General features: G+C 38.8%; 15 protein-coding genes, 4 tRNA genes and 1 pseudogene. 7 read left to right on the top strand and 13 right to left on the bottom strand.

Going from position 1 to position 23,231, the window contains the following annotated elements; all coding sequences use genetic code 11:
- Positions 1 to 2: 2 nt before the first annotated feature.
- The 8 genes from Q1K78_RS14530 to Q1K78_RS14495 all read right to left on the bottom strand — a co-directional run bounded on the left by Q1K78_RS14530 (position 3) and on the right by Q1K78_RS14495 (position 5,577).
- Positions 3 to 79 (bottom strand) — tRNA-Arg (locus Q1K78_RS14530).
- A gap of 52 nt (positions 80 to 131) precedes the next feature.
- Positions 132 to 224, bottom strand: a tRNA-Ser gene (locus tag Q1K78_RS14525).
- Between the two features lie 73 nt (positions 225 to 297).
- A tRNA-Arg gene (locus tag Q1K78_RS14520) sits at positions 298 to 374 on the bottom strand.
- A 52-nt stretch (positions 375 to 426) separates the two neighbouring features.
- A tRNA-Ser gene (locus Q1K78_RS14515) sits at positions 427 to 519 on the bottom strand.
- Between the two features lie 213 nt (positions 520 to 732).
- On the bottom strand, positions 733 to 930 hold the full coding sequence (gene csrA, locus Q1K78_RS14510; RefSeq protein WP_005417777.1) for a carbon storage regulator CsrA: 198 nt from the start codon (positions 928 to 930) through the stop codon (positions 733 to 735).
- An 81-nt stretch (positions 931 to 1,011) separates the two neighbouring features.
- Complete coding sequence (locus tag Q1K78_RS14505; RefSeq protein ID WP_300180315.1) at positions 1,012 to 2,181, bottom strand: aspartate kinase; 1,170 nt, start codon at positions 2,179 to 2,181, stop codon at positions 1,012 to 1,014.
- Positions 2,182 to 2,193: 12 nt separating this feature from the next.
- Positions 2,194 to 4,773: an alanine--tRNA ligase gene (alaS, locus tag Q1K78_RS14500; RefSeq protein ID WP_300180312.1), complete on the bottom strand. Its 2,580-nt coding sequence runs from the start codon at positions 4,771 to 4,773 to the stop codon at positions 2,194 to 2,196.
- Positions 4,774 to 5,388: 615 nt separating this feature from the next.
- Entirely contained in the window at positions 5,389 to 5,577 is a 189-nt protein-coding gene (locus tag Q1K78_RS14495) for a hypothetical protein (protein WP_300180309.1), read from the bottom strand.
- A 147-nt stretch (positions 5,578 to 5,724) separates the two neighbouring features.
- Between Q1K78_RS14495 and Q1K78_RS14490 the strand changes: the two genes are divergently transcribed.
- Positions 5,725 to 7,158, top strand: a complete 1,434-nt coding sequence (locus Q1K78_RS14490) for a hypothetical protein (RefSeq protein ID WP_300180306.1) — start codon at positions 5,725 to 5,727, stop codon at positions 7,156 to 7,158.
- A gap of 93 nt (positions 7,159 to 7,251) precedes the next feature.
- Positions 7,252 to 8,442 (top strand): annotated as a pseudogene (locus tag Q1K78_RS14485) (IS256 family transposase).
- A gap of 73 nt (positions 8,443 to 8,515) precedes the next feature.
- On the opposite strand, the gene recA reads toward Q1K78_RS14485, so the two are convergent.
- Together recA and Q1K78_RS14475 are read right to left on the bottom strand one after the other, a co-directional pair.
- Complete coding sequence (gene recA, locus Q1K78_RS14480) at positions 8,516 to 9,562, bottom strand: recombinase RecA (protein WP_300180303.1); 1,047 nt, start codon at positions 9,560 to 9,562, stop codon at positions 8,516 to 8,518.
- 140 nt (positions 9,563 to 9,702) lie between these two features.
- On the bottom strand, positions 9,703 to 10,200 hold the full coding sequence (locus Q1K78_RS14475; RefSeq protein WP_300180300.1) for a nicotinamide-nucleotide amidohydrolase family protein: 498 nt from the start codon (positions 10,198 to 10,200) through the stop codon (positions 9,703 to 9,705).
- Between the two features lie 113 nt (positions 10,201 to 10,313).
- Here Q1K78_RS14475 and mutS point away from each other — a divergent pair, with 113 nt between their 5' ends.
- The 3 genes from mutS (at position 10,314) to Q1K78_RS14460 (ending at position 15,156) form a co-directional block, all read left to right on the top strand.
- The gene (gene mutS, locus Q1K78_RS14470; protein ID WP_300180327.1) at positions 10,314 to 12,875 is read left to right on the top strand and encodes a DNA mismatch repair protein MutS; all 2,562 of its coding nucleotides are present in this window, start codon (positions 10,314 to 10,316) and stop codon (positions 12,873 to 12,875) included.
- A 238-nt stretch (positions 12,876 to 13,113) separates the two neighbouring features.
- Complete coding sequence (locus Q1K78_RS14465) at positions 13,114 to 14,790, top strand: AMP-binding protein (RefSeq protein WP_300180297.1); 1,677 nt, start codon at positions 13,114 to 13,116, stop codon at positions 14,788 to 14,790.
- 132 nt (positions 14,791 to 14,922) lie between these two features.
- Positions 14,923 to 15,156, top strand: coding sequence for a VF530 family protein (locus tag Q1K78_RS14460; protein WP_300180294.1), 234 nt, complete (start codon positions 14,923 to 14,925; stop codon positions 15,154 to 15,156).
- A 103-nt stretch (positions 15,157 to 15,259) separates the two neighbouring features.
- Here Q1K78_RS14460 and fusA read toward each other — a convergent pair whose 3' ends face one another.
- Positions 15,260 to 17,344 carry an elongation factor G gene (fusA, locus tag Q1K78_RS14455; RefSeq protein ID WP_300180291.1) on the bottom strand — a complete coding sequence of 695 codons (2,085 nt, stop codon included), beginning with the start codon at positions 17,342 to 17,344 and terminating at the stop codon, positions 15,260 to 15,262.
- Positions 17,345 to 17,537: 193 nt separating this feature from the next.
- Positions 17,538 to 18,917 carry a DNA repair protein RadA gene (gene radA / locus Q1K78_RS14450; protein ID WP_300180288.1) on the bottom strand — a complete coding sequence of 460 codons (1,380 nt, stop codon included), beginning with the start codon at positions 18,915 to 18,917 and terminating at the stop codon, positions 17,538 to 17,540.
- A 118-nt stretch (positions 18,918 to 19,035) separates the two neighbouring features.
- Between radA and Q1K78_RS14445 the strand changes: the two genes are divergently transcribed.
- Complete coding sequence (locus Q1K78_RS14445; protein ID WP_300180285.1) at positions 19,036 to 21,381, top strand: PilZ domain-containing protein; 2,346 nt, start codon at positions 19,036 to 19,038, stop codon at positions 21,379 to 21,381.
- A 62-nt stretch (positions 21,382 to 21,443) separates the two neighbouring features.
- Here the strand turns inward: Q1K78_RS14445 and serB are convergent, their stop codons facing one another.
- Positions 21,444 to 22,412 (bottom strand): phosphoserine phosphatase, encoded by a 969-nt coding sequence (serB, locus tag Q1K78_RS14440; RefSeq protein WP_300180282.1) that lies wholly within the window; start codon positions 22,410 to 22,412, stop codon positions 21,444 to 21,446.
- 133 nt (positions 22,413 to 22,545) lie between these two features.
- Between serB and Q1K78_RS14435 the strand changes: the two genes are divergently transcribed.
- Positions 22,546 to 23,139 (top strand): AhpA/YtjB family protein, encoded by a 594-nt coding sequence (locus Q1K78_RS14435; RefSeq protein ID WP_300180279.1) that lies wholly within the window; start codon positions 22,546 to 22,548, stop codon positions 23,137 to 23,139.
- Positions 23,140 to 23,231 lie beyond the last annotated feature (92 nt).

Genomic DNA, 23,231 nt, shown 5'->3' with positions numbered 1-23,231 from the left:
AATGGTGCGCCAGGAAGGATTCGAACCTCCGACCGCCTGGTTCGTAGCCAAGTACTCTATCCAGCTGAGCTACTAGCGCACAATAATTCTTTTTATTTATACTGATTATAAATAATCAATACAAATCAATATGGTGGTGAAGGAGGGATTCGAACCCTCGATGCGGCTATAAACCACATACTCCCTTAGCAGGGGAGCGCCTTCAGCCTCTCGGCCACCTCACCGTTTTTTAACTCACTAAAATAACTGTCTGCAAACAATTATTACTATTGGTAAATAAATCTACCAATAAAAGAATGGTGCGCCAGGAAGGATTCGAACCTCCGACCGCCTGGTTCGTAGCCAAGTACTCTATCCAGCTGAGCTACTAGCGCACAATAATTCTTTTTATTTATACTGATTATAAATAATCAATACAAATCAATATGGTGGTGAAGGAGGGATTCGAACCCTCGATGCGGCTATAAACCACATACTCCCTTAGCAGGGGAGCGCCTTCAGCCTCTCGGCCACCTCACCGTGTTGAGGAGGCACATATTACGGTTTACCAAAAATATGTCAATGACTTTTTAAGTAAAAAACAACGCTTTTTGCTCAACAGCCTATGAAACAACCAAAATGAACAAAAATAAAACGTTATTCGTAGTTTGCACCTCTATTTTCTGTTTATTTTAGCTAAACTAACACAACTAAAATAAACAAGGCTGACAATGTCAGCCTAATTCATACGAATTAAAAGTTACCTTGTGAAGCAGCAGGTGTTCCTTTTTCCGCTTGAATGCGCATATAAATCTCTTCACGGTGTACAGATACTTCTTTAGGTGCGTTAACACCAATACGTACTTGATTGCCTTTAACGCCTAGTACAGTAACTGTTACTTCGTCACCAATCATTAGAGTTTCACCTACACGGCGAGTCAAAATTAGCATTCGAATGCTCCTTGAGTTATCTCAGTATTATAATAAATGTATGTATTGTCGGTTATCGCTTATTTTCATAAACGTCTCTGCTCAAGAAACAGCGATCATAAGGTTATTATCTTGTGATTGCTCTGTAATAACAAACGTTTTATGTAAAATTTCTGCCGCTCGTTGTAAATCAGCTTGATTCACGATAACTGACACACTTTTCGTCTCTGTATGACATTGATAAATATCAATATTATTCACGACCAGTTGATTGCAAGCAGACTCTGCCATCCCTTCAACATTATCTCCGACTAATGTCAGAATTGATAAGCTACTAATATTGCGTATTTTTGTATTAAATACCAGTTTCAATTGTAAAAAAGTTGCTTTTGGCACAACAATTTGAAAACAATCACGTCTTTCAACTAACACCCTGTACTGTTTACGCAGTTCAACTAACTCATCGTCTAATAAATTTTTGCATTCTATAAGCAGTAGGTCTTGTTTTAAGGCTAATCCTGTTACATCTTTACGCTTCGAGGGTTCTGCACAAATAAGCGTACCCTCTCCATCCTCAAAAGAGGATAAAACACGCAAAGTCACTGCAGCTTTCCAAGCATGTGCCACAGAGTGCTCTTGCAATACTTTAGCACCTGACTTAGCTAATACATGCATATCAGAAAAAGACACTTCTTTTAAACGGCGAGTATTAGATACAAAGCGAGGATCTGAAGAATAAACGCCATCAACATCCGTAAAGATCTGACACTCATCCGCATTCAATGCCGCAGCTAAAGCAACAGCTGTGGTATCAGAGCCACCTCGGCCTAACGTGGTGATATTACCTGTGACATCACGCCCTTGAAATCCAGCCACAATCACTACATATCCCTTAGTTAACCACTGAGTGATTAACTCCGTTTCAATATGCTCAATCGTTGCGTCATTAAAGACACTATTTGTCTGGATCCCTGCTTGGTCAGCCGTTAAAGAGATCGCTTTGATACCCTTTTGGGTTAAAGACATAGCTAATAGCGCAATAGAAACTTGTTCTCCAGCAGAAAGAAGCATATCTAATTCTCGAGGTTCTGGAACCTCACTGATTTGATTTGCTAAACTCATTAGGCGATTAGTTTCACCCGCCATAGCTGAAACAGCAACAACGACATCATGCCCTTGCTGCTGTGTTGATATGATACGTTCAGAAACAGATTGGATCCGTTCTACGGACCCAACTGATGTACCACCGTATTTTTGTACGATTAATGCCACTGATATGACCTATTACAGACGCTCAGTTAGCCAAGCTTCAACAGAAGCAAGCGCTGCTGGTAACGCTTGTGCATCAGTACCGCCGGCTTGAGCCATATCTGGACGACCGCCGCCTTTACCACCAACTTGTTGTGCAACCATATTAACTAATTCGCCAGCTTTAACTTGACCAATAAGATCTTTAGTTACACCAGCAATCAAACTTACTTTTCCGTTTGAAACATTAGCTAATAAAACAACGCCGCTACCAATTTGATTTTTAGCATTATCAACCATGGAGCGTAAGTTCTTACTATCTGCATCATCTAGGGCTGCAATTAATACCTTAGTACCTGCAATTTCTTGCAATTTACCCATGATATTTGCGCTTTCAGAAACCGCGATTTTTTCTTGAAGTAATTGAATCTCTTTTTCAAGTTGCTTCGCTTTTGATACGGCTTCAGTCAGTTTTTTATCTGCCGCTTTTTGTTGAGCTTCAATTGCATCAAGTGCAGCTTCACCAGTAACCGCCTCAATACGACGAATACCAGCGGCTATGCCGCCTTCTGAAGTGATTTTAAATAGACCAATATCACCCGTGCTTGATGCGTGAATACCACCACATAACTCAGTAGAGAATTCACCCATAGAAAGAACACGAACTTCATCATCGTACTTCTCACCAAATAGAGCCATTGCGCCTTTTTCTTTCGCAGCATCAACGTCCATTAAGTTAGTTTCAATCTCATGATTTAAACGCACTTGTTGGTTAACAATACGCTCAACTTGACGTAACTCTTCAGCTTTAACACCTTCAAGATTAGAGAAGTCAAAGCGCAAGCCTTCAGCTTTAACTAATGACCCTTTTTGAGTGACATGTTCGCCTAATACTTCACGAAGTGCTGCGTGTAATAAATGCGTAGCTGAGTGATTTAAAGTAATCGCAGTACGACGCTCTTCATCAACTTGAGCCATTGCACTATCAGCAGTTGATAATACACCTTCAACTAACTTACCGTGGTGACCAATTGCATTACCTACTTTTTGAGTATCGGTAACAACAAATTTACCCGCTTCTACTGTGATAATACCAGCATCACCAGATTGACCACCTGACTCAGCATAGAATGGCGTAACATCTAAAATTAGAATCGCGTCATCACCAGCAGAAAGCGTTTCAACCGCTTCGCCTTCACGGAAAATTTCTAATACTGTTGCTTTTGCTTCAGTAGAATCATAACCGTGGAATACCGTTTCAGATTCAACCTTAATAACTGCATTATAATCAGTACCAAATTGACCAGCTTCACGAGCACGTTGACGCTGTTCTTCCATCGCTTTTTCAAAACCATCTTCATCGATAGTTAATTCACGTTCACGAGCAACATCATTAGTTAAATCAGCCGGGAAGCCGTACGTATCATAAAGTTTAAATACAGTTTCACCATCAAGAACTGTGCCTTCAAGGTTATCTAATGCGTCGTTTAGAATTACCATGCCACGCTCAAGCGTACGAACAAAGTTCTCTTCTTCAATTTTAAGTACTTTCTCTACTAGTGCTTGTTGCTTTTTAAGCTCTTCGCCAGCCGTACCCATGATTTCGGCCAATGGTCCAACTAATTTATAGAAGTAAGAACCTTTAGCACCTAGTTTATTACCGTGACGTACTGCACGACGGATAATACGACGTAATACGTAACCACGGCCTTCGTTTGATGGCATAACACCATCAACGATTAAATAAGAACAAGAACGAATATGATCAGCAACTACACGTAAAGATTGGTTTGAAAGATCATCATAACCAACGACTTTTGCCGTTTCTTTAATTAGTGTTTGGAAGATATCAATTTCATAGTTTGAATGTACACCTTGCATAATTGCAGCGATACGCTCAATACCCATACCTGTATCTACTGATGGTTTTGGAAGAGGCTCCATTGTGCCATCAGCTAGACGATTGAATTGCATGAAAACGTTGTTCCAGATCTCAATGAAACGGTCGCCATCTTCTTCAGGAGAACCTGGACGGCCACCCCAAATGTGCTCACCGTGATCATAAAAAATCTCAGTACAAGGACCACAAGGGCCCGTATCACCCATCTGCCAGAAGTTATCAGATGCATAAGGTGCGCCTTTGTTATCACCAATACGAACGATGCGATCAGCTGGAATACCCATTTCTTTATTCCAGATCTCAAACGCTTCGTCATCTGTTTCATAGATAGTCACTAATAGACGGTCAGCAGGAAGCTCTAGACGCTCAGTTAAGAATTCCCATGCATATTTGATTGCATCTTGCTTGAAGTAATCACCAAAGCTGAAATTACCTAGCATTTCAAAGAACGTATGGTGACGAGCAGTAAAGCCTACGTTTTCTAAATCGTTATGCTTACCACCAGCACGAACACAACGCTGAGCAGTAGTTGCACGAGTATAGCTTCGCTTTTCAGAACCAAGGAAACAATCCTTAAACTGGTTCATACCTGCATTGGTGAATAAAAGAGTTGGATCATTCGCTGGAACTAGAGAAGAACTCTCAACAATTTGGTGCCCTTTGCTTTCAAAAAAAGCAAGGAATGCACGGCGGACTTCGTCAGTGCTCATATACATGTGGATATTCCTGATTGAATCGTAGTTAACTCACTCTTGTACTCATTGAAGACAAGCAGTGTTTTTAAGACAGAATTTCGGATATTGTATACGCAAATGAAAATGAAATACAGATAACGACAGACGAACAAATACGGAAAGAGAAATAATTCTATTTTTGATCGAAACCATCTCTTTCGATAGACGTAAAAAAGTTCTGTCGCAAAGTTTTAGTTAAGTACAAACGTGCCAAATTCCAGACACGATTATGCTGCGAGCGCGTAAAAGCGATCTCATACTGGCAACGAGTCATCTCCAATAATTTGTCCTCGTTTAATCATCGTCTATGCTTCTCGCCCAGCCATCGTAGCTAAAGTACCTGTTTCGGATTTTCAACCTAATACCTGAACCATCTTCTGTTTTATTGGACGGTTACTTTGCTCAAAAATATTATTTCGACATTTAACATCGACAACATCTATCATACTCAACATTAAAGCACCTAAATAACATAACAACGAGTTAAGTTAACATGATGCTAAGGTAAATCGTTGATAGTAAAAATTTTCCTTAGAAAGGCCCTAGCTGCATCCTCATCACATTCATTCTCTATGAACGAGAGACTGCACGCTTTTTCTATCTAGCCTTCATTTCAATTTTCGGAGCAAATCGAATAACCCAACGATTGTATGTGGGATGGCCAGCTTCAATACCTCGCTCAGTAAATATTTCTTCAATGTCACGGTGGCTTAATTTATAAGAAACGTAATTACGAACAACTTGCAGGATCATATCTTTTGGGTATTGGAAATCAGAAAAATTCATAAATAAGGATACAAAATGATACACATTTAGGTTTGATAACTAATTTCCAGAAAAGTTGCAATCATAAATGCCCACAAACATAACATTTTCCAATACATTATATTTATGCTGTAATGTTTTAAATTAACCCTTATTAGAGTATGTTTTATGCGTAATATAATTGTATTGTTAGGTGTTCTATCTTTGGTTGGTTGTGGTAACGATGATTCGGAAAAACCGAAGATGTCAGAAACTGTTAAACCAGATGTTCAACCAGACGATGTCGATCCAAAAGACATAGCTTTGACATTTTTCAATGTTGATATGTATCAAAACGGTACTGCCGATATAAAATATATTGGAACGAATGCAAGTAATCAATTATATGAACGTAATATTCATATATTAAACCAAAATTCAGAATATGAAGATAAAATTTCTCATAAATTAAACTATAAAGATGTAAATAATGATATTTATTCTGAAAATTATATAGTTGATGTGAAAAATAAATTAATAATTAAAGTTGATGGTAGTGTTTTATACAATGACGGCGAATATAAAACCTTAAATTACAATAATAAATATATTCAGTTTGATTTTAATTTAAAAAATGGTCAGGAAAGTAGTAAAGTTTTTAATGTCACTATATTTGATAGTTCTTTACGTCAAATAGTTACTGTACCGACAAAAGTAACTGCTAAATATCTTGGCTTAGTTCAGAAGGAAATAGGAAGCATTACTTATAATACAGGTAAGTTTGAGACTATTGAAGAGACTAAAAATTCAAAAAAAGTCATAACAACTTGGTTTAATATCACTAATGGTGTAATTGTAAAACAAACGGAAATTGACAACGATAGTGATAATACAGAAGTAGATAACACATTTCATATTGTTGACTCCACAGTTGACTTTAACGCGAATTATAATGAAATTACTCTTGCTAAGTTTAACCTTAGTTTTATGAATGGTGAACGAGTTAGTGAACAAGTTAGTGAAGATGATATCAACTTATATACAGGTGGAGATGATTCAATTGTTGTTAGTCTAGTAAATAATAATATTAAAGTTAGTGGTTATCACAATTCTCAATTTTTAGATGCTAATAGTGTAGTAGATAAAACGATTGAATCACATTCAGATGGTGTACTTTCAAGTTTTGTCAGTAAAATTCAATACAGTCGTGTTGAGTGTGAGGTTAATTGTTCTGGTACTATGATAAATACACTTTATTTGCTGGGTGTAAGAAATAGCTTTGATAGTCGTAACAGTTATGATTCAGAATATGCGGGAAGGTATAACTGGTATAGAGCAAAAGATAGCTTAATATCTAGTGATTATTTTATTGTTATGGATTTAAAAGCAAAAACATGTCACGTATCGTCTAAAAACAAACTGAATATTTACGAGTGTATTAATTTAGATATTAATAGTAATAGTGGTGAAATTATCGCTTCAGTTATTGAAAAGGGGACAGGGACATATGGTGCATTGTTTGCTTCCATTAACGGTAAAAATAATGAATACATTACAGGTGTAATTCGTTCTAAAGGCACTAATGATGAAAGTGTAGACACATTTATTATTAGTAAAAGATAATTCTGTAGTTCAGTGAATCTATAATTTTGACCCTGTCCTAAAATCTGTGTAATTGCCTATCATTAACTTAATCATATTTAAGGATAGGTAATTATGACAAAGCAAGAACTTGAAGCCTTTGCTAAAGAAGCTGCAAAAGGCTTGAAATCCCAACAAGATCTCATCGATTTTAGTCAAATGCTAACTAAGATCACCATTGAAGCTGCGCTCAATGCGGAGCTAGACGAACACCTTGGTTATGCAAAAAATCAGAAGAATGCCTCCGTAAATTACAGGAACGGTCATTCCTCTAAGACTCTGAAAACCGAAGATGGCCAATTTGAACTTGATACTCCAAGGGATCGTGATGGTAGCTTTGAACCTCAGTTATTCAAAAAAAATCAAACTCGCTTTACGTCGATGGATGATAAGATCCTGAGTCTTTATGCCAGAGGCATGACAACCAGAGATATCGTTGATTCATTTAAAGAAATGTACAACGCTGATATTTCGGCAACCCTTATTTCAAAAGTTACTATAAACGAGTGGTAAAATAGAACACTAGATAGCATCTACCCGATTGTTTATTTAGACTGTATTGTCGTTAAAATAAGCCAAGATAACCGTGTTATTAACAAAGCCGTATTCCTCGCTTTAGCAATTAATCTTGATGGTGAAAAGGAGTTGCTAGGTTTATGGTTTGCAGAGAATGAAGGCGCTAAATTTTGGCTTAATGTATTAGCAGAGTTACAGAATCGAAGCGTTGAAGACATTTTAATCGCTTGTGTAGACGGCTTGAAGGGCTTTCCAGATGCAATCAATACTGTTTATCCAGAAACCCATATTCAGCTCTGTATTGTTCATATGATAAGGAATTCACTTAGGTTTGTATCCTGGAAATATTACAACGCAGTAACGGCAGATCTAAAGCGGATTTATCAAGCTGATACTGAAGATATAGCATTAGTGGAACGTGATGCCTTCTCAGAAAAGTGGGATTGTAAATATCCTCAAATATCAAAATCATGGATAAGTAATTGGGAGAACTTGAATACGTTTTTCAGATATCCTAAAGATATCAGAAAAGCGATTTATACAACGAACGCCATTGAATCACTCAATAGCGTTATCCGTAAAGCTATTAAAAACCGTAAGGTATTTCCAAGTGATGATTCAGCAAAAAAAGTGATATACCTTGCGATTAAAGCGGCTTCGAAAAAGTGGTCGAAACCAATCCATAGTTGGAGAGCAGCTATGAATCGGTTTATAATCGAATTTGAAGACCGTTTGAAAAAACATCTGTAAATGGTAATTACACAGAATTATTTACAGGGTCGACAGAACCGCTTTGTTATTTTGGATTCATTCAGAAAAAATATTAAAATTCTTCGTTTTCTTCTTCAACTTTATTATCAGTGGTTTCAGGCTTATCTTCTACTGGAACCAGTAGCATTTCACGTAATTTCTTATCCAGTTCAGCGCCGATTTCTGGATTTTCTCGCATAAATTTAGATGCATTCGCTTTACCTTGGCCGATCTTATCGCCATTGTAGCTATACCAAGCACCTGCTTTATCTACTAATTGGTGCTTAACACCTAAATCAATTAACTCACCTTCACGGTTAAAGCCTTTACCATACAGAATTTGAGTTTCTGCTTGTTTAAATGGCGCTGCAATTTTATTTTTAACGACTTTAATTCGAGTTTCATTACCAACCACTTCATCGCCATCTTTTACTGCACCAGTACGGCGAATATCTAGACGAACAGAAGCGTAGAACTTAAGTGCATTACCACCCGTCGTTGTTTCTGGGTTACCAAACATTACACCAATTTTCATACGAATTTGGTTAATGAAGATACACATACAATTTGATTGTTTTAAGTTACCCGTTAACTTACGCATTGCTTGAGACAACATACGCGCTTGAAGACCCATGTGGCTATCGCCCATTTCGCCTTCAATTTCAGCTTTCGGCGTTAGAGCCGCTACTGAATCGACAACAATAACATCAACAGCACCTGAACGAGCTAATGCATCAACGATTTCTAATGCTTGCTCACCAGTATCCGGTTGAGAACATAATAATTGGTCAATATCAACACCCAGTTTTTGAGCGTAGATAGGGTCTAGTGCATGCTCCGCATCGATAAATGCGCAGGTTTTACCTGCTTTTTGTGCTTGAGCAATCGCTTCCAAAGTTAGTGTTGTTTTACCTGATGATTCAGGACCGTAGATTTCTACGATACGTCCCATTGGTAAACCGCCAGCACCTAGGGCAATATCAAGAGATAAAGAACCAGTAGACACAGTTTCAACATCCATTGTGCGGTTATCGCCCAACTTCATGATTGAACCTTTACCAAATTGTTTTTCAATTTGACCTAATGCTGCGGCCAGTGCTTTTTTCTTGTTATCGTCCATTTGATTCTCCAGAATTCTAGATCACTAAATCAGTTAATGACCAGTAGTATACTGTCTATTCATACAGTGTCTATAGGCTTGTGGTGTTTTTTCTTATTTTTCCATAAAATCGTCATAAAAAACAAACATAACCAACTGAATTAATTTAATTTTTCCAATCTATCCTTTATTGTAATAAATGCATATTCGATCGCACTTTGCCTTACTTCACTACGATTACCGGTAAAATACACAGTAGTTTCTTGATGCCAATTGGTTGTATCTGCAAAACCAAAACAGACGGTTCCAACAGGCTTTCCTTCTGTTGCTCCACCGGGGCCGGCAATACCACTAACTGACACACTAATATCGGCATGACTGTTGCGTAACGTCCCTATTGCCATCTCTTTGACTACCGCTTCACTTACCGCACCAAAAGCACTTAACGTATCTAAACTAACACCTAATGACTCTTGCTTTGCTTCGTTACTATAAGTAACAAATCCCCGCTCAAACCACACTGAACTGCCTGCATTTTCTGTCGCACAAAAAGCCACACCACCACCAGTACAAGATTCTGCACAGGCCATTGTTTTTCCCTGTTGCATTAACAGTGCGCCAACTTTCTGTGCGAGTTGCGTATTTTTCGCCATATCCATTAGATTCTTTCCATCTTGATTCGAATTTTATTCATTCTATCTTTGATTGCCGCCTTGATTCACGTATTCTTAACGACAAATATTATCTCCATCTATTAGGTCTCGTTGTGGCAATAAAATCAACTGAAAAACATACCCCTATGATGCAACAGTACTTGCGTTTAAAATCTGAAAACCCAGATATCTTACTGTTCTATCGTATGGGCGATTTTTATGAACTTTTCTATGATGATGCCAAGCGAGCGTCTCAACTACTTGAGATTTCTTTAACTAAACGAGGTTCTTCAGCGGGCGAGCCAATTCCAATGGCAGGGCTTCCTTATCATGCCGTTGAAGGTTATTTAGCAAAATTAGTTCAGCAAGGCGAATCAGTTGCTATCTGTGAGCAAATAGGCGACCCCGCGACCAGTAAAGGTCCTGTAGAGCGTAAAGTGGTTCGCATTGTAACTCCGGGCACTGTAACGGATGAAGCTCTTCTTCCTGAACGCTTTGATAACCTGATTGCCGCTATTTACCATCACAAAGGTAAATTTGGCTATGCCACATTGGACATTACTTCTGGTCGATTTAAAGTTTCAGAACCAAACACTGAAGAATCAATGCTTGCTGAGTTACAACGCACAGCGCCTACCGAACTTTTGTTTAGTGAAGATTTCGAACCTGTTCATTTATTAGAAAAACGCAGCGGCAACCGTCGCCGTCCAGTATGGGAATTTGAGTTAGAAACGGCTAAACAACAATTGAACCAACAGTTTGGTACTCGCGACCTTATTGGCTTCGGTGTTGAAAAGGCTGAATTTGGATTATGTGCTGCTGGTTGTTTAATCCAATACGTAAAAGACACACAACGTACAACCTTACCGCACATTCGTTCTATCGTAATGGATAACCAAGACGACTCTGTTATTTTAGATGCCTCTACTCGCCGTAACCTAGAGATCACTCAAAACTTATCCGGCGGCTTTAACAACACGTTATCAGAAGTTCTCGATTACACATCAACCGCAATGGGCAGCCGTCTTTTAAAACGCTGGTTACATCAACCAATTCGAACTCATGACATCTTAAACCAACGCCTTGATGCCATTGGTGAACTGAAAGAGAGTGGCTTATTTAGTGAACTTTCCCTACAACTTAAAAACATTGGTGATGTAGAACGTATTTTAGCTCGTTTAGCATTACGTTCAGCACGCCCTAGAGATCTCGCTCGTTTACGTAATGCATTACAGCAATTACCCGAGTTAGCACAAACGGCTCAAGAGTTTCAACAAAATCACCTATTAGCTTTAGCCTCACTCGCTCAACCTATTGATTCAATCTGTGAGTTATTAGAACGAGCAGTAAAAGAGAATCCTCCCGTTGTTATTCGTGACGGTGGTGTATTAGCCGATGGTTACAATGAAGAATTAGACCAATGGCGAGATCTCGCTAACGGTGCAGCCCAATTCTTAGACAAATTAGAAAAAGAAGAACGTGAACGTCATGATATCGACACCCTAAAAGTCGGCTATAACAATGTTCATGGTTTTTATATTCAAATAAGCAAAGGGCAAAGCCATAAAGCTCCTGCGCACTATGTTCGTCGTCAAACGCTAAAAAATGCAGAACGTTACATTATTCCTGAGCTAAAAGAACATGAAGACAAAGTTCTAAGTTCAAAATCCAAAGCACTAGCGATAGAGAAAAAACTGTGGGAAGAATTATTTGATCAACTCCTGCCACATTTAGAGCAACTTCAATTAATGGCCAATGCTATTTCTGAATTAGACGTGTTAAGTAATCTTGCTGAGCGTGCTGATACCTTAAATTATTGTCGCCCAACATTATCATCAGATATAGGGATGAAAATTGAAGGTGGTCGTCACCCTGTTGTTGAGCAAGTAATGAGCGCGCCGTTTATTGCTAACCCAATAGATTTAAATGATAACCGAAAAATGTTAATCATTACGGGGCCAAATATGGGTGGTAAATCAACGTATATGCGCCAAACAGCATTAATTTCCCTAATGGCTCACGTTGGTTGTTATGTCCCTGCTGACTCAGCAAAAATAGGTATGTTAGATCGTATTTTTACCCGAATTGGGGCATCCGATGATCTCGCTTCTGGACGCTCAACATTTATGGTTGAAATGACTGAGACTGCAAATATCCTCCATAATGCGACTAAACACAGTTTAGTTCTTATGGATGAAATTGGTCGCGGCACCAGTACTTATGATGGCCTATCTCTCGCTTGGGCAAGTGCTGAATGGCTAGCCACAAAAATTAATGCGATGACGCTATTTGCTACGCATTACTTTGAATTAACTGAATTACCTAATCTATTTAATGGTTTAGCTAATGTACATTTAGACGCAGTAGAGCACGGTGATGAAATTGCCTTTATGCATGCAGTTCAAGATGGTGCGGCAAATAAATCTTACGGACTTGCCGTTGCTTCGCTTGCTGGCGTACCCAAAACAGTCATCAAAAAAGCAAAACAAAAACTTCAACAACTTGAAAATTCTCAACCTAAAAACCAATCATTAACTGCGACTCAAGTAAAACAAGAGCATCAATTATCTCTTATTCCTGAGCCAAGTGAAGTTGAAGAAGCATTGGCAAAAGTGAATCCTGATGATTTATCTCCACGCCAAGCATTGGAAGAATTATATCGCCTAAAAGCGCTTTTATAATTCCCCCCCCCCCTTACCTCCTTAAGTAAGGCAATAACGTCAATGCTATTGCCTTTTTTATACGTCCCCTTTTCCTTCTGTTTATTCTTTCCTATCTTATTTATATAGAGGACTATTTACCTCCATAGAAAAAACCACCTCTCATTATTTTTAACTGAATTTGACTATTTACTCAAAAGGCTTTTTACTTAACATAAATTTAACAACAAATAAGAACAATAAATTGCAGGATGCCGCTATGACCCAATCATTATTCGATCATAATACCAACCCACAACTGCCTCATGAGGCTATGCTTGAGTGGGCTGAAAAAAAACCAAATTCTATTTTTCTTCGTCAAATAAAAGAAAGACGCTTTGTTGATTACACTTTTTCAGAAGTCGTAGATAAAGCATTGCGACTGGTTACCTCATTACAAAAACTTGGCATACAACCAAAAGACAAGGTTGCATTAATTTCTAAAAATTGTGCAGAATGGTTTATTACTGATTTAGCCTTAATGCTTGGGGATTTTGTCAGTGTTCCTATTTTTCCAACCGCAGGATTGGATACGATTGAACATTGCCTTACTCACAGCGGAAGTAAGGCCCTAATTGTCGGAAAACTCGATAATAATGAAGCGACAACACAAGTAATAAAAAAACTCCCTCAACTTTCCACTATCGCTTTTGACTACGATTCAGCTGCTCAATGCCAATATCAATTTGAAACTCTACTTAAAGAACATCAGCCCTCAAATTTCAGACCTGAACATAATGACAATACGTTAATGTCTATTGTGTACACATCAGGAACATCAGGATTACCAAAAGGGGCCATGCTGACCTTTGGTGGTTTTAGCCGTTCATCAAAACATTTAGTTAATCATATTGGCATGCTTCCAGATGACCGACTGTTTTCTTATTTACCTCTTGCACACATTACTGAGCGAGTTTACATATTAGGTTCAGCATTCTTTGGTGGGATCCAAACTGCCTTTCCCGAATCTTTAGATACTTTTATTGATGATGTAAAAATGCATCGTCCAACGCTATTTATTTCAGTCCCTCGATTATGGACGGTATTTCAGCAGCGTATTCAAGATAAATTACCTCAACGAAAACTATCTATTCTACTTAAAATCCCATTTATCAACGGAATTATAAGACGTAAATTGGCTGATGGCTTAGGGTTAGATAAAGCCAGAGTTCTTGGTTGTGGTTCTGCCCCCGTCTCTGCTGGCCTATTAAAATGGTATGAAAGTATTGGTCTAAATATTACTGAAGCATGGGGAATGACTGAAACTTTTGCGTATAGCACTCTCAACCACCCTTACCGTTCAGATAAAGTGGGTACTGTTGGTTCTGCCGGCCCAGGCGTTGAATTAAAGATCGCAGGGGATGAAGAAATTTTAGTTCGCGGTGACGGTCTTTTTGCAGGTTATTATAAAAATGATGAAGCCACTGCTGAAACGTTTAATAAAGAAGGTTGGCTATATACGGGAGATATTGGTTCTATTGATTCAGAAGGATTCTTAACGATCCAAGGCCGTAAAAAGGACACATTCAAAACAGCAAAAGGGAAATTTGTTGCTCCCGTTCCTATTGAAAAGCGCATTTTTGATCTTAGCAACTTGGAGATGATGTGCTTGATTGGCTCTGGTTTACCCGGCCCTATTTTATTAGCGGTCCCACACTCGTACCTTAATTTTGATCAAGATCGTTATGAAAGAACGGCCCTTAAAAATTTAGAAACCATAAATAAAGGATTAGAGTCTCACGAGAAATTAAAAGGCATACTAATGATCAAAGAACCTTGGAGTATTGAAAATGGTATTTTGACGCCAACATTAAAAATAAAACGTCATATTTTAGAGAAAAAATACCATGATTTTGCTTCAACCTGGCCTAAAGATAAAAAAGTAATCTGGGAATAACTCTCAATACCGCCTAGTGAACTAATAGATTACATAATAAAAATACAAGTGGGAGCCTAAGTGCTCCCATTTTTTATGACTACTCTAGTCAGAATGTTATACTTACATTAACTCAAGAAAAATGGCGATATTATGACACAGCAAAACAACCCGCTTCACGGTGTAACCCTGCAAGGGATCTTAACTGAATTGGTTGAGCATTATGGGTGGGAAGAATTAAGCTACATGGTTAACATTAACTGTTTTAAATCTGATCCAACCATTAAATCAAGTTTGAAGTTTTTACGTAAAACAGAATGGGCACGAGTTCGTGTAGAGAATATCTACTTAAAACTTCAACGCCATAAAGAAAGAGCAGCAAAATAATATCGACTAGCTCGGCGTATAATCTGATATTAAATAGCTTAAAAATAAAAAGCCCCGCAAGTAAACTTGCGGGGCTTTTTTAATTAAAGAGCGTTAGCCAGAATTACTTCTTAGCGTTAGCTTCTTTAACTGCAATGATTACTTGCTCAGCAACGTTCATTGGACAAGGTGCGTAGTGTGAGAACTCCATAGAGAACTGACCACGACCAGAAGTCATTGTACGTAGAGAACCGATGTAACCAAACATTTCTGAAAGAGGAATGTCAGCTTTAACACGAACACCTGTTACGCCAGCCATTTGGTCTTTGATCATGCCACGACGACGGTTAAGGTCACCGATTACATCACCAACGTGATCATCAGGAGTGAACACATCTACAGCCATGATTGGTTCTAGAAGTTGTGCACCCGCTTTAGGCATAGATTGACGGAATGCGCCTTTCGCTGCGATTTCAAATGCTACTGCAGATGAATCGACTGCGTGGAAGCCACCGTCAAGAAGTTCGATTTCAACATCAAGAACAGGGAAACCAGCAAGAACACCAGTATCCATCATGCCTTTGAAGCCTTTCTCGATTGCAGGCCAGAATTCTTTAGGAACGTTACCGCCCACTACAGAAGACTTGAATGAGAAGCCTGAACCAACTTCGCCTGGTTTCATGATGTAATCGATCTTACCGAACTGACCAGAACCACCAGATTGTTTCTTATGCGTGTAGCTATCTTCAACAAGTTGAGTAATAGTTTCACGGTAAGCAACTTGAGGTTGACCTACAGCAAGGTCTACACCGTATGTACGACGAAGGATATCAACTTTAATGTCTAGGTGAAGTTCACCCATACCTTTAAGGATTGTTTCGCCAGTTTCTTCGTCAGTTTCAACTTGGAAAGATGGATCTTCTGCAACCATTTTACCGATAGCAATACCCATTTTCTCAGTACTGCCTTTATCTTTAGGTGTTACTGAGATTGAGATTACTGGTACAGGGAAAACCATTGGCTCAAGCGTTACTGCGTGTTTAGGATCACAAAGAGTGTGACCAGTTTGCACGTTTTTCATACCCACGATAGCGATGATATCACCAGCTTGTGCGTAAGTTAATTCATTACGGTCATTCGCTTGCATCTCAACCATACGGCCAACACGCTCAGTTTTACCTGTGAATGAGTTAAGAATTGTATCGCCTTTGTTCAATTTACCAGAGTAAATACGAACGAAAGTTAGGGCACCAAAACGGTCATCCATGATTTTGAATGCTAGCGCTTTAAATGTTTCGTCTACAGAAACGATAGCGTGTTCGCCTGTTTCTTCGCCTTCTTCATTCATAAGAGGTTGAGGATCTACTTCTGTTGGAGAAGGTAGGTAATCAACAACAGCATCAAGGATTAGCTGCATACCTTTGTTCTTAAACGCAGAACCACAGAAAGCAGGGAAGAAATCCATTGTGCGAGTACCCTTACGGATACACATTTTTAGTTGCTCAACAGTCGGTTCTTCACCTTCCATGTAAGCTTCCATTAGATCGTCGTCTTGCTCAACAGCAGTTTCAACTAGCATCTCACGGTATTCTTCTACTTGATCAACCATATCCGCAGGGACATCAGTGATTTCGTAGTTTTCAGGAAGACCAGAGTCATCCCAAACATATGCTTTACGAGTTAGAAGGTCAACAACACCAACGAAATCTTCTTCAATACCGATTGGTAGAACCATGATCAGTGGGTTAGCAGCTAGTACTGTTTCTGTTTGCTTGATAACACGGAAGAAATCAGCACCCATACGGTCTAGTTTGTTAACGAAAATGATACGTGCAACTTCTGATTCGTTCGCGTAACGCCAGTTAGTTTCTGATTGAGGTTCAACACCACCAGAACCACAGAATACACCGATACCACCGTCAAGTACTTTAAGAGAACGATAAACTTCAACTGTGAAGTCAACGTGTCCAGGAGTATCGATAACGTTAAAACGGTGATCTTTCCAGAAACAACTTACAGCTGCTGATTGGATAGTAATTCCGCGCTCAGCTTCCTGTTCCATGAAGTCAGTCGTTGATTCGCCATCATGAACTTCACCAGTTTTGTGGATCTGACCAGTAAGTTTTAGGATACGCTCAGTTGTGGTAGTTTTACCCGCATCAACGTGCGCGAAAATACCAATATTTCTGTATTTAGATAAATCAGTCATTGTTTTACTCTATTAATAGGATAGAAAATGCGCGCAGAGTATAACATAAACGGCCAATTGGTATATGCTTTGTTCTATTTTTGGATAGAATTTAGCCCAATTAGCCCCTGCTTACTTTCTGCTATGGCAAATTATAGTCGAATTTACACAATTTAAAATACAAAGAATAGTGCAAATTCGTAATTATTATCGATTATAGTTCATTAAAGGCATCAATTGCCTCTGATAATTTCTTCACACCATGTATTTGCATGCCTTCAATACCGCCTTTAGGCATATTAGCAGCAGGGACTATCGCACGTTTAAAACCGTGCTTGTAAGCTTCCATTAGACGCTCTTGACCACTAGGAACAGGACGGATCTCTCCAGCAAGTCCAACTTCACCAAAAACCACCACATCTTTTGGTAGTGGGCGCTCTTTAAAACTAGACAATAACGCCGTTATTAATGCTAAATCGGCACTGGTTTCTGTCACTTTGACCCCACCAACGACATTGACAAAGACATCTTGATCAGCCATTTGTAACCCACCATGTTTATGCAACACAGCCAGTAACATAGATAATCTATTTTGATCTAAACCAACAGATACACGACGAGGATTTGATAATTGAGAATAGTCCACCAACGCTTGTATTTCGACCAACAAAGGTCGAGTTCCTTCCCATACCACCATCACAGAACTGCCTGATGTTTCTTCTTCACCACGAGAGAGAAAAATAGCCGATGGATTACTAACCTCTTTTAATCCCTGCCCTGTCATTGCAAATACACCCAATTCGTTCACAGCACCAAAACGGTTTTTATTACAGCGCAATGTTCTGAAACGGCTATCAGCACTGCCATCAAGTAATACTGAACAGTCAATTATATGCTCTAGTACTTTTGGTCCAGCCAACGAACCGTCTTTAGTTACGTGCCCCACAAGGAAAATAGAGACGTTATTTCGTTTTGCATAACGAGTTAACGTCGTTGCAGATTCTCGAACTTGAGAAACACTCCCCGGAGAAGATTGAACATCATCAACATGCATCACTTGAATCGAGTCAATGACCATAATCTTAGGTTTTTCTTTGTCTGCAATTTGACAGATCCGATCAATGCTTGTTTCAGACAACATTTTTAAATTATCTTTTGGCAAACCAAGACGTGACGCTCTCATCGCGACTTGCTGCAACGATTCTTCACCCGTAACATATAACGTTGGCATTTCAGCAGCCAATCGACACATAGTTTGCAACAACAGTGTTGATTTACCCGCACCAGGGTTACCACCAATTAAAATTGCCGCACCAGGTACGATTCCACCACCCAACACACGGTCGAACTCTTTAAAAGTACTACTAAACCTAGGGACTTCTTGTAGATCAATACTTGATAACGCTTGAACTTCAGATTCAGAACTAGAACCCGCATACCCAACCAAGCGTTCATTTCGAGCAACTTGTGGAGAAGCAGCTAATCTTACTTCTGTTATCGTGTTCCACGCCCCACAAGCACTACACTGTCCTTGCCAACGAGGAAAGTCTGCGCCACAATCATTACAAACGTAGGCACGTTTTGCTTTTGCCATATATCACCGATATAAATGTTATTTAAAGTCGTGGGTATTACTCGTTAACACATCATGTTAACTATTTTAGCAACTCTGCCGATAAACCCATTAGATTGTTATTACTGTACCAGAAATCATGCAGCAAGAAGAATATCAAAGCTACGTAAATCAACTTATTCCAGTCTTTGGCGAACCTGATTTTGAATTAGTTTGCGGTCAAGTCATGGCACATGAACACCCTTCGATTCATTTAATCGTCAAGATTGAATTGAAGCGCATTATGACGCCTTGTAAAAAAAATATTGATTTACGCGGTCGAGTAAAAGGACAATGCCATCAATATGAATTAGATGGCTATACTCATTGGCTAGATGATGTCGCAATCAATACCTATCACAAAAGTATAAAGCGTTTTGGGCGCTATACCGAAGGTGTACGGGAAGCCTTGACCAATACACGAAATAATTTTCGCGTATTGCATAAAAACAAAGAATTAACGTCCTCATCTGAGAATAAAAATGACGATAATATCTTTAAAGCAAAATTAGTCCGTTTTGGCCACTATCTTACTCGCAGTGAAAACCGCTTACGTATGTCAACACAAGTAACGGTTCTGCTCCCTAACGGCAACCTCATTCACGGTACCAGTAGTGATCTTTCGTCTTCAGGGGCTAGAATAAAAGTACCTACAGCATTCGAATATGATCTAGGTAAAATCATTCAAGTCAGCTTTCCAACTCTTGCTAAAGATACTGGTATAAAAGAGTTAAATGGTGATTTTCCTTATCGTATTCTTGGTGTTCACGACAGTGAAGAAAATGACAGTTATCGTTGGCTACGACTTAAAATGGAAGCCAATCATGATGTTATCGCCACAGCCATTGATGAAAAGTTAAATAAAAACAAACGTCGAACTCAGCATGATCAAAAAGACCAAGTTCTTCGAGCTCGTACGCAAGGCTACGAACACTGTTTTTTAAGGCATACCACCAATATCCCTCTATTTTTCTCAGGGGATACTTTAAAATATTCCATTATTACCGATCATAACGAATCGTTATGGAAACATTGGCATGATGAGAGAAATCAACCGGTAATCAATCACCTGTTCAAAGCTGAACGCATGCAGTTTTTAACAAAACCAGGACTAAAAGCCAGCCGTACCCATTTCTATAGTTTTAAGCATGATCATGAAGATCGAGAGCTTTTCTATTCCATGATGTCCTCTGAGGGTACTCAAGAAGAACGCCAATTATTTTGGCACATTGGCGCAAAAAGAAAGAGCTGGAAAGTTATTCGCCTTTCACTTTTTGAATTAGAAAAAGGAGACAAAGAACGATTACTAACAGTAGCACCAGAAATGGAAGGGGTTCTAGAAACGCTCACTCACATGGGGATTTTAACTGAAATAAGCTTACCAGAAACACAAAAAGACTACCTCTTAAGTGATAAGCCAAACCTTGCTCCTAAAGAATTGAATCCATATCGTCATGCGACGTCACCAATCAGTACAGCGCGCCCGCTCTATTTTGATTCAGCACCGCGTAGAACCGAACCTAGATTCAATTATCAAACGTTAATCACCTTACATCACCCACAACTTGGGGATATTACAGGTAGAACCTTAGATATATCGACTAACGGCCTCTCCATTCAATTGGATAAGCCCGTACAATTGACCAAAAAATCCGATGTGAAAATTACATTCAATGATTTACAAAATTTAGATAAAAACACACCATTAAGTCGTATTGGCTATCATGTACTCAAAGTCGCATCTAATAATCTTAATGCTCAATTGCATATTGAAGACAGCTTAAAAACACAAAAGAGCAAAGCCTTTTTAAACCGTTTAATTCAGCATAACATTGAAAAACTCCCTATGGATTACGAGCAACTGCCATCCATGGACATGCTGAAAATCATGCATCAATTGCTGCTTAATAAACTAACAACGACACCGTTTTTTATCGAAAAAGACAATCATCAAGTCAAGATCCGTTGTATTGGGGTTAACTTTCCACTTAATAAACTAAATAAAATTTGGCAACATTTAGGGGATGAACAAGGCCTAAATGTAGAACCTATTTTTAAATCACGTGTTCGTCAATTGCTTGTTGAACCACTTAAAACACCAGCAAATCAGCGATCACATCATCATGAGATTTATCTTGCTGTTGTAATTAAAAGTGGACAAATAAAATCGGTGGTCAGCCGTATGTTGCAAGAGTTCACGTCTTACAATGACCGTTTAACGTTTATCAAAAAAGCAAAAGAACACGGTGAATTTTTAGCGATACGAGTAACAACAACGGCAGTTAAAAAACCATTATCCACCACCTCTGAAGTCGAACTAAGTCAACTAGCTCAATATGCTATTCACTATGCAAGAGCATTAGAAGATGAGCTATCCAGCATTGTGGGTTGTGGTGAAATAGCCGATGTTACTGATGAAGTGTTGATTCGTTTAGAGCTAGGGTAATTATTGAAAGGTAGGAGGTCATTCAATATCTATTTGAATGACCTTTTTCATAAGATATTAACTTACCAACTCAATTTTTTATTAAGCAGAAGAGACGCAGATAGAATACAGACGACTCCTCCTAAATCCGCATAACGCACAGCACTCTGTGCTTGCTCTTGAACTTTAGGCTTTGCATGATAAGCAATACCAAGACCCGCGGCAGCCATCATCACTAAATCATTCGCACCATCACCGACTGCGACAGTATTACTTATCTCAATGTCATATTTATCGGCTAGCTCAACTAAAATATCAGCTTTAGTTTCTGCACTGACAATGTCACCAAGAACTTTTCCCGTCAGTTTTCCGTTCACAATCTCTAATTGATTAGATTGAGCATGAACTAAATTTAACTCTTCTTTAAGATAATCAGAGAAATAAGTAAAACCACCCGAGGCAATTGCTGGCTTCCAACCGTATTGATGCATGGTAGCAACCAACTCTCTAATTTCAGGCATAAACGGAAGTGATGATTTTACTTGAGCTAATATTGACTCATCTGCACCTTCAAGAGTACCTACACGCTGGAGTAAACTTTCTTTAAAGTCGAGTTCACCTTGCATTGCACGCTCAGTGACTTCCGAGACTTCTTTACCAACACCTGCGAGTTTTGCTATTTCATCAATGCACTCTATTTCTATTGCGGTAGAGTCCATATCAAACAAAATAATCCCTGGTTTTGATAAATCTGGAATATCTTTCACTTCGGCATAATCAAGCTCTAAAGCATCAAGAATAGTTTTGTGCTCAGACGTTATTGCACCTGCGACGGCTGCAACTTCGTAATGACCGACTTTCCAAGTCGCTATAATTTTGGGTGACACACCAACGAAGAAGTCGATGTTTTGAAAATGTTCTGGTGATAAATGATATCCATACACTATCCAACCTGTTTGCTTTATATCAAGTTGAGTTATGTCTAGCGTCGATGAAAAGCGCTTCAATAAAGGTATGTTTTTCTTAATTATAAATGGGGCTATCATATCCATGATCCGTATCCTTATTAATCCTAAATCAAAAATACCGATTGCTGAGCAGATGAGCAAGGGTCAAACGACATAAAATGCTATTTTTCTGTAAATTGAGTATAATTCCCTCATTCTAATTTGCGTGGTAATCACGATGCTTTCTCAAAACTTTGTCATAAAAGGCCTAATGCTCGTTTCTCTTGTCGCATTCAGTTACTTTATCTTAATCAACAGTACCGTGATCAGTGATAGCAACCAAGTCATTCAAAATAAACAGTTACAAGATATTAGCCGTACCATGGTCCGCCAAGCTGCACTCTTTTCTGTCGATAATATTAAGCAAGAAAATCATGAAGGCTTACTGCAACTAACTAACAATTTAGCCAAAGAGCCTCTTGTGTTTGATGCCACTATTTATGACGCAGAAGGTGTGGTATTAGCTAAAAGTGATAACGCGCTGACAGCCTCTCAAATTACAGGCTTAAATACACCACTCTCTATTGATGGTATTGGTCGCCAACAATTGATTGAGCCAATTATTAAAGATAATCACTTAATGGGCTTTCTCAGAATTACCTTTGAGAAGTCGACATTGACAGGATTTGCTAACCACCACTATCGTAAAAGTGATCGTTTAATGTTTGGTATGCTAGCTATAAGCTTGGTATCCGGGATGCTTATTATGGCCCTACTTCGAAAACGAAAAAATTCAAGTGAACCCATTACTACCTTATTTGGTGGGAAATAGTGAACTACTCAGCGACAGCATAGCTGATCACTGAGCTTCTAAGGCAGTTAAGCAACTGCCTTTTCTATTTCCTCAGTTCCCATAGGCAACTT

The sequence above is a fragment of the uncultured Aliivibrio sp. genome (assembly GCF_946479765.1).
In the GTDB taxonomy this organism is placed as follows: domain Bacteria; phylum Pseudomonadota; class Gammaproteobacteria; order Enterobacterales; family Vibrionaceae; genus Aliivibrio.
This window is presented reverse-complemented; position numbering and strand designations above follow the sequence as displayed.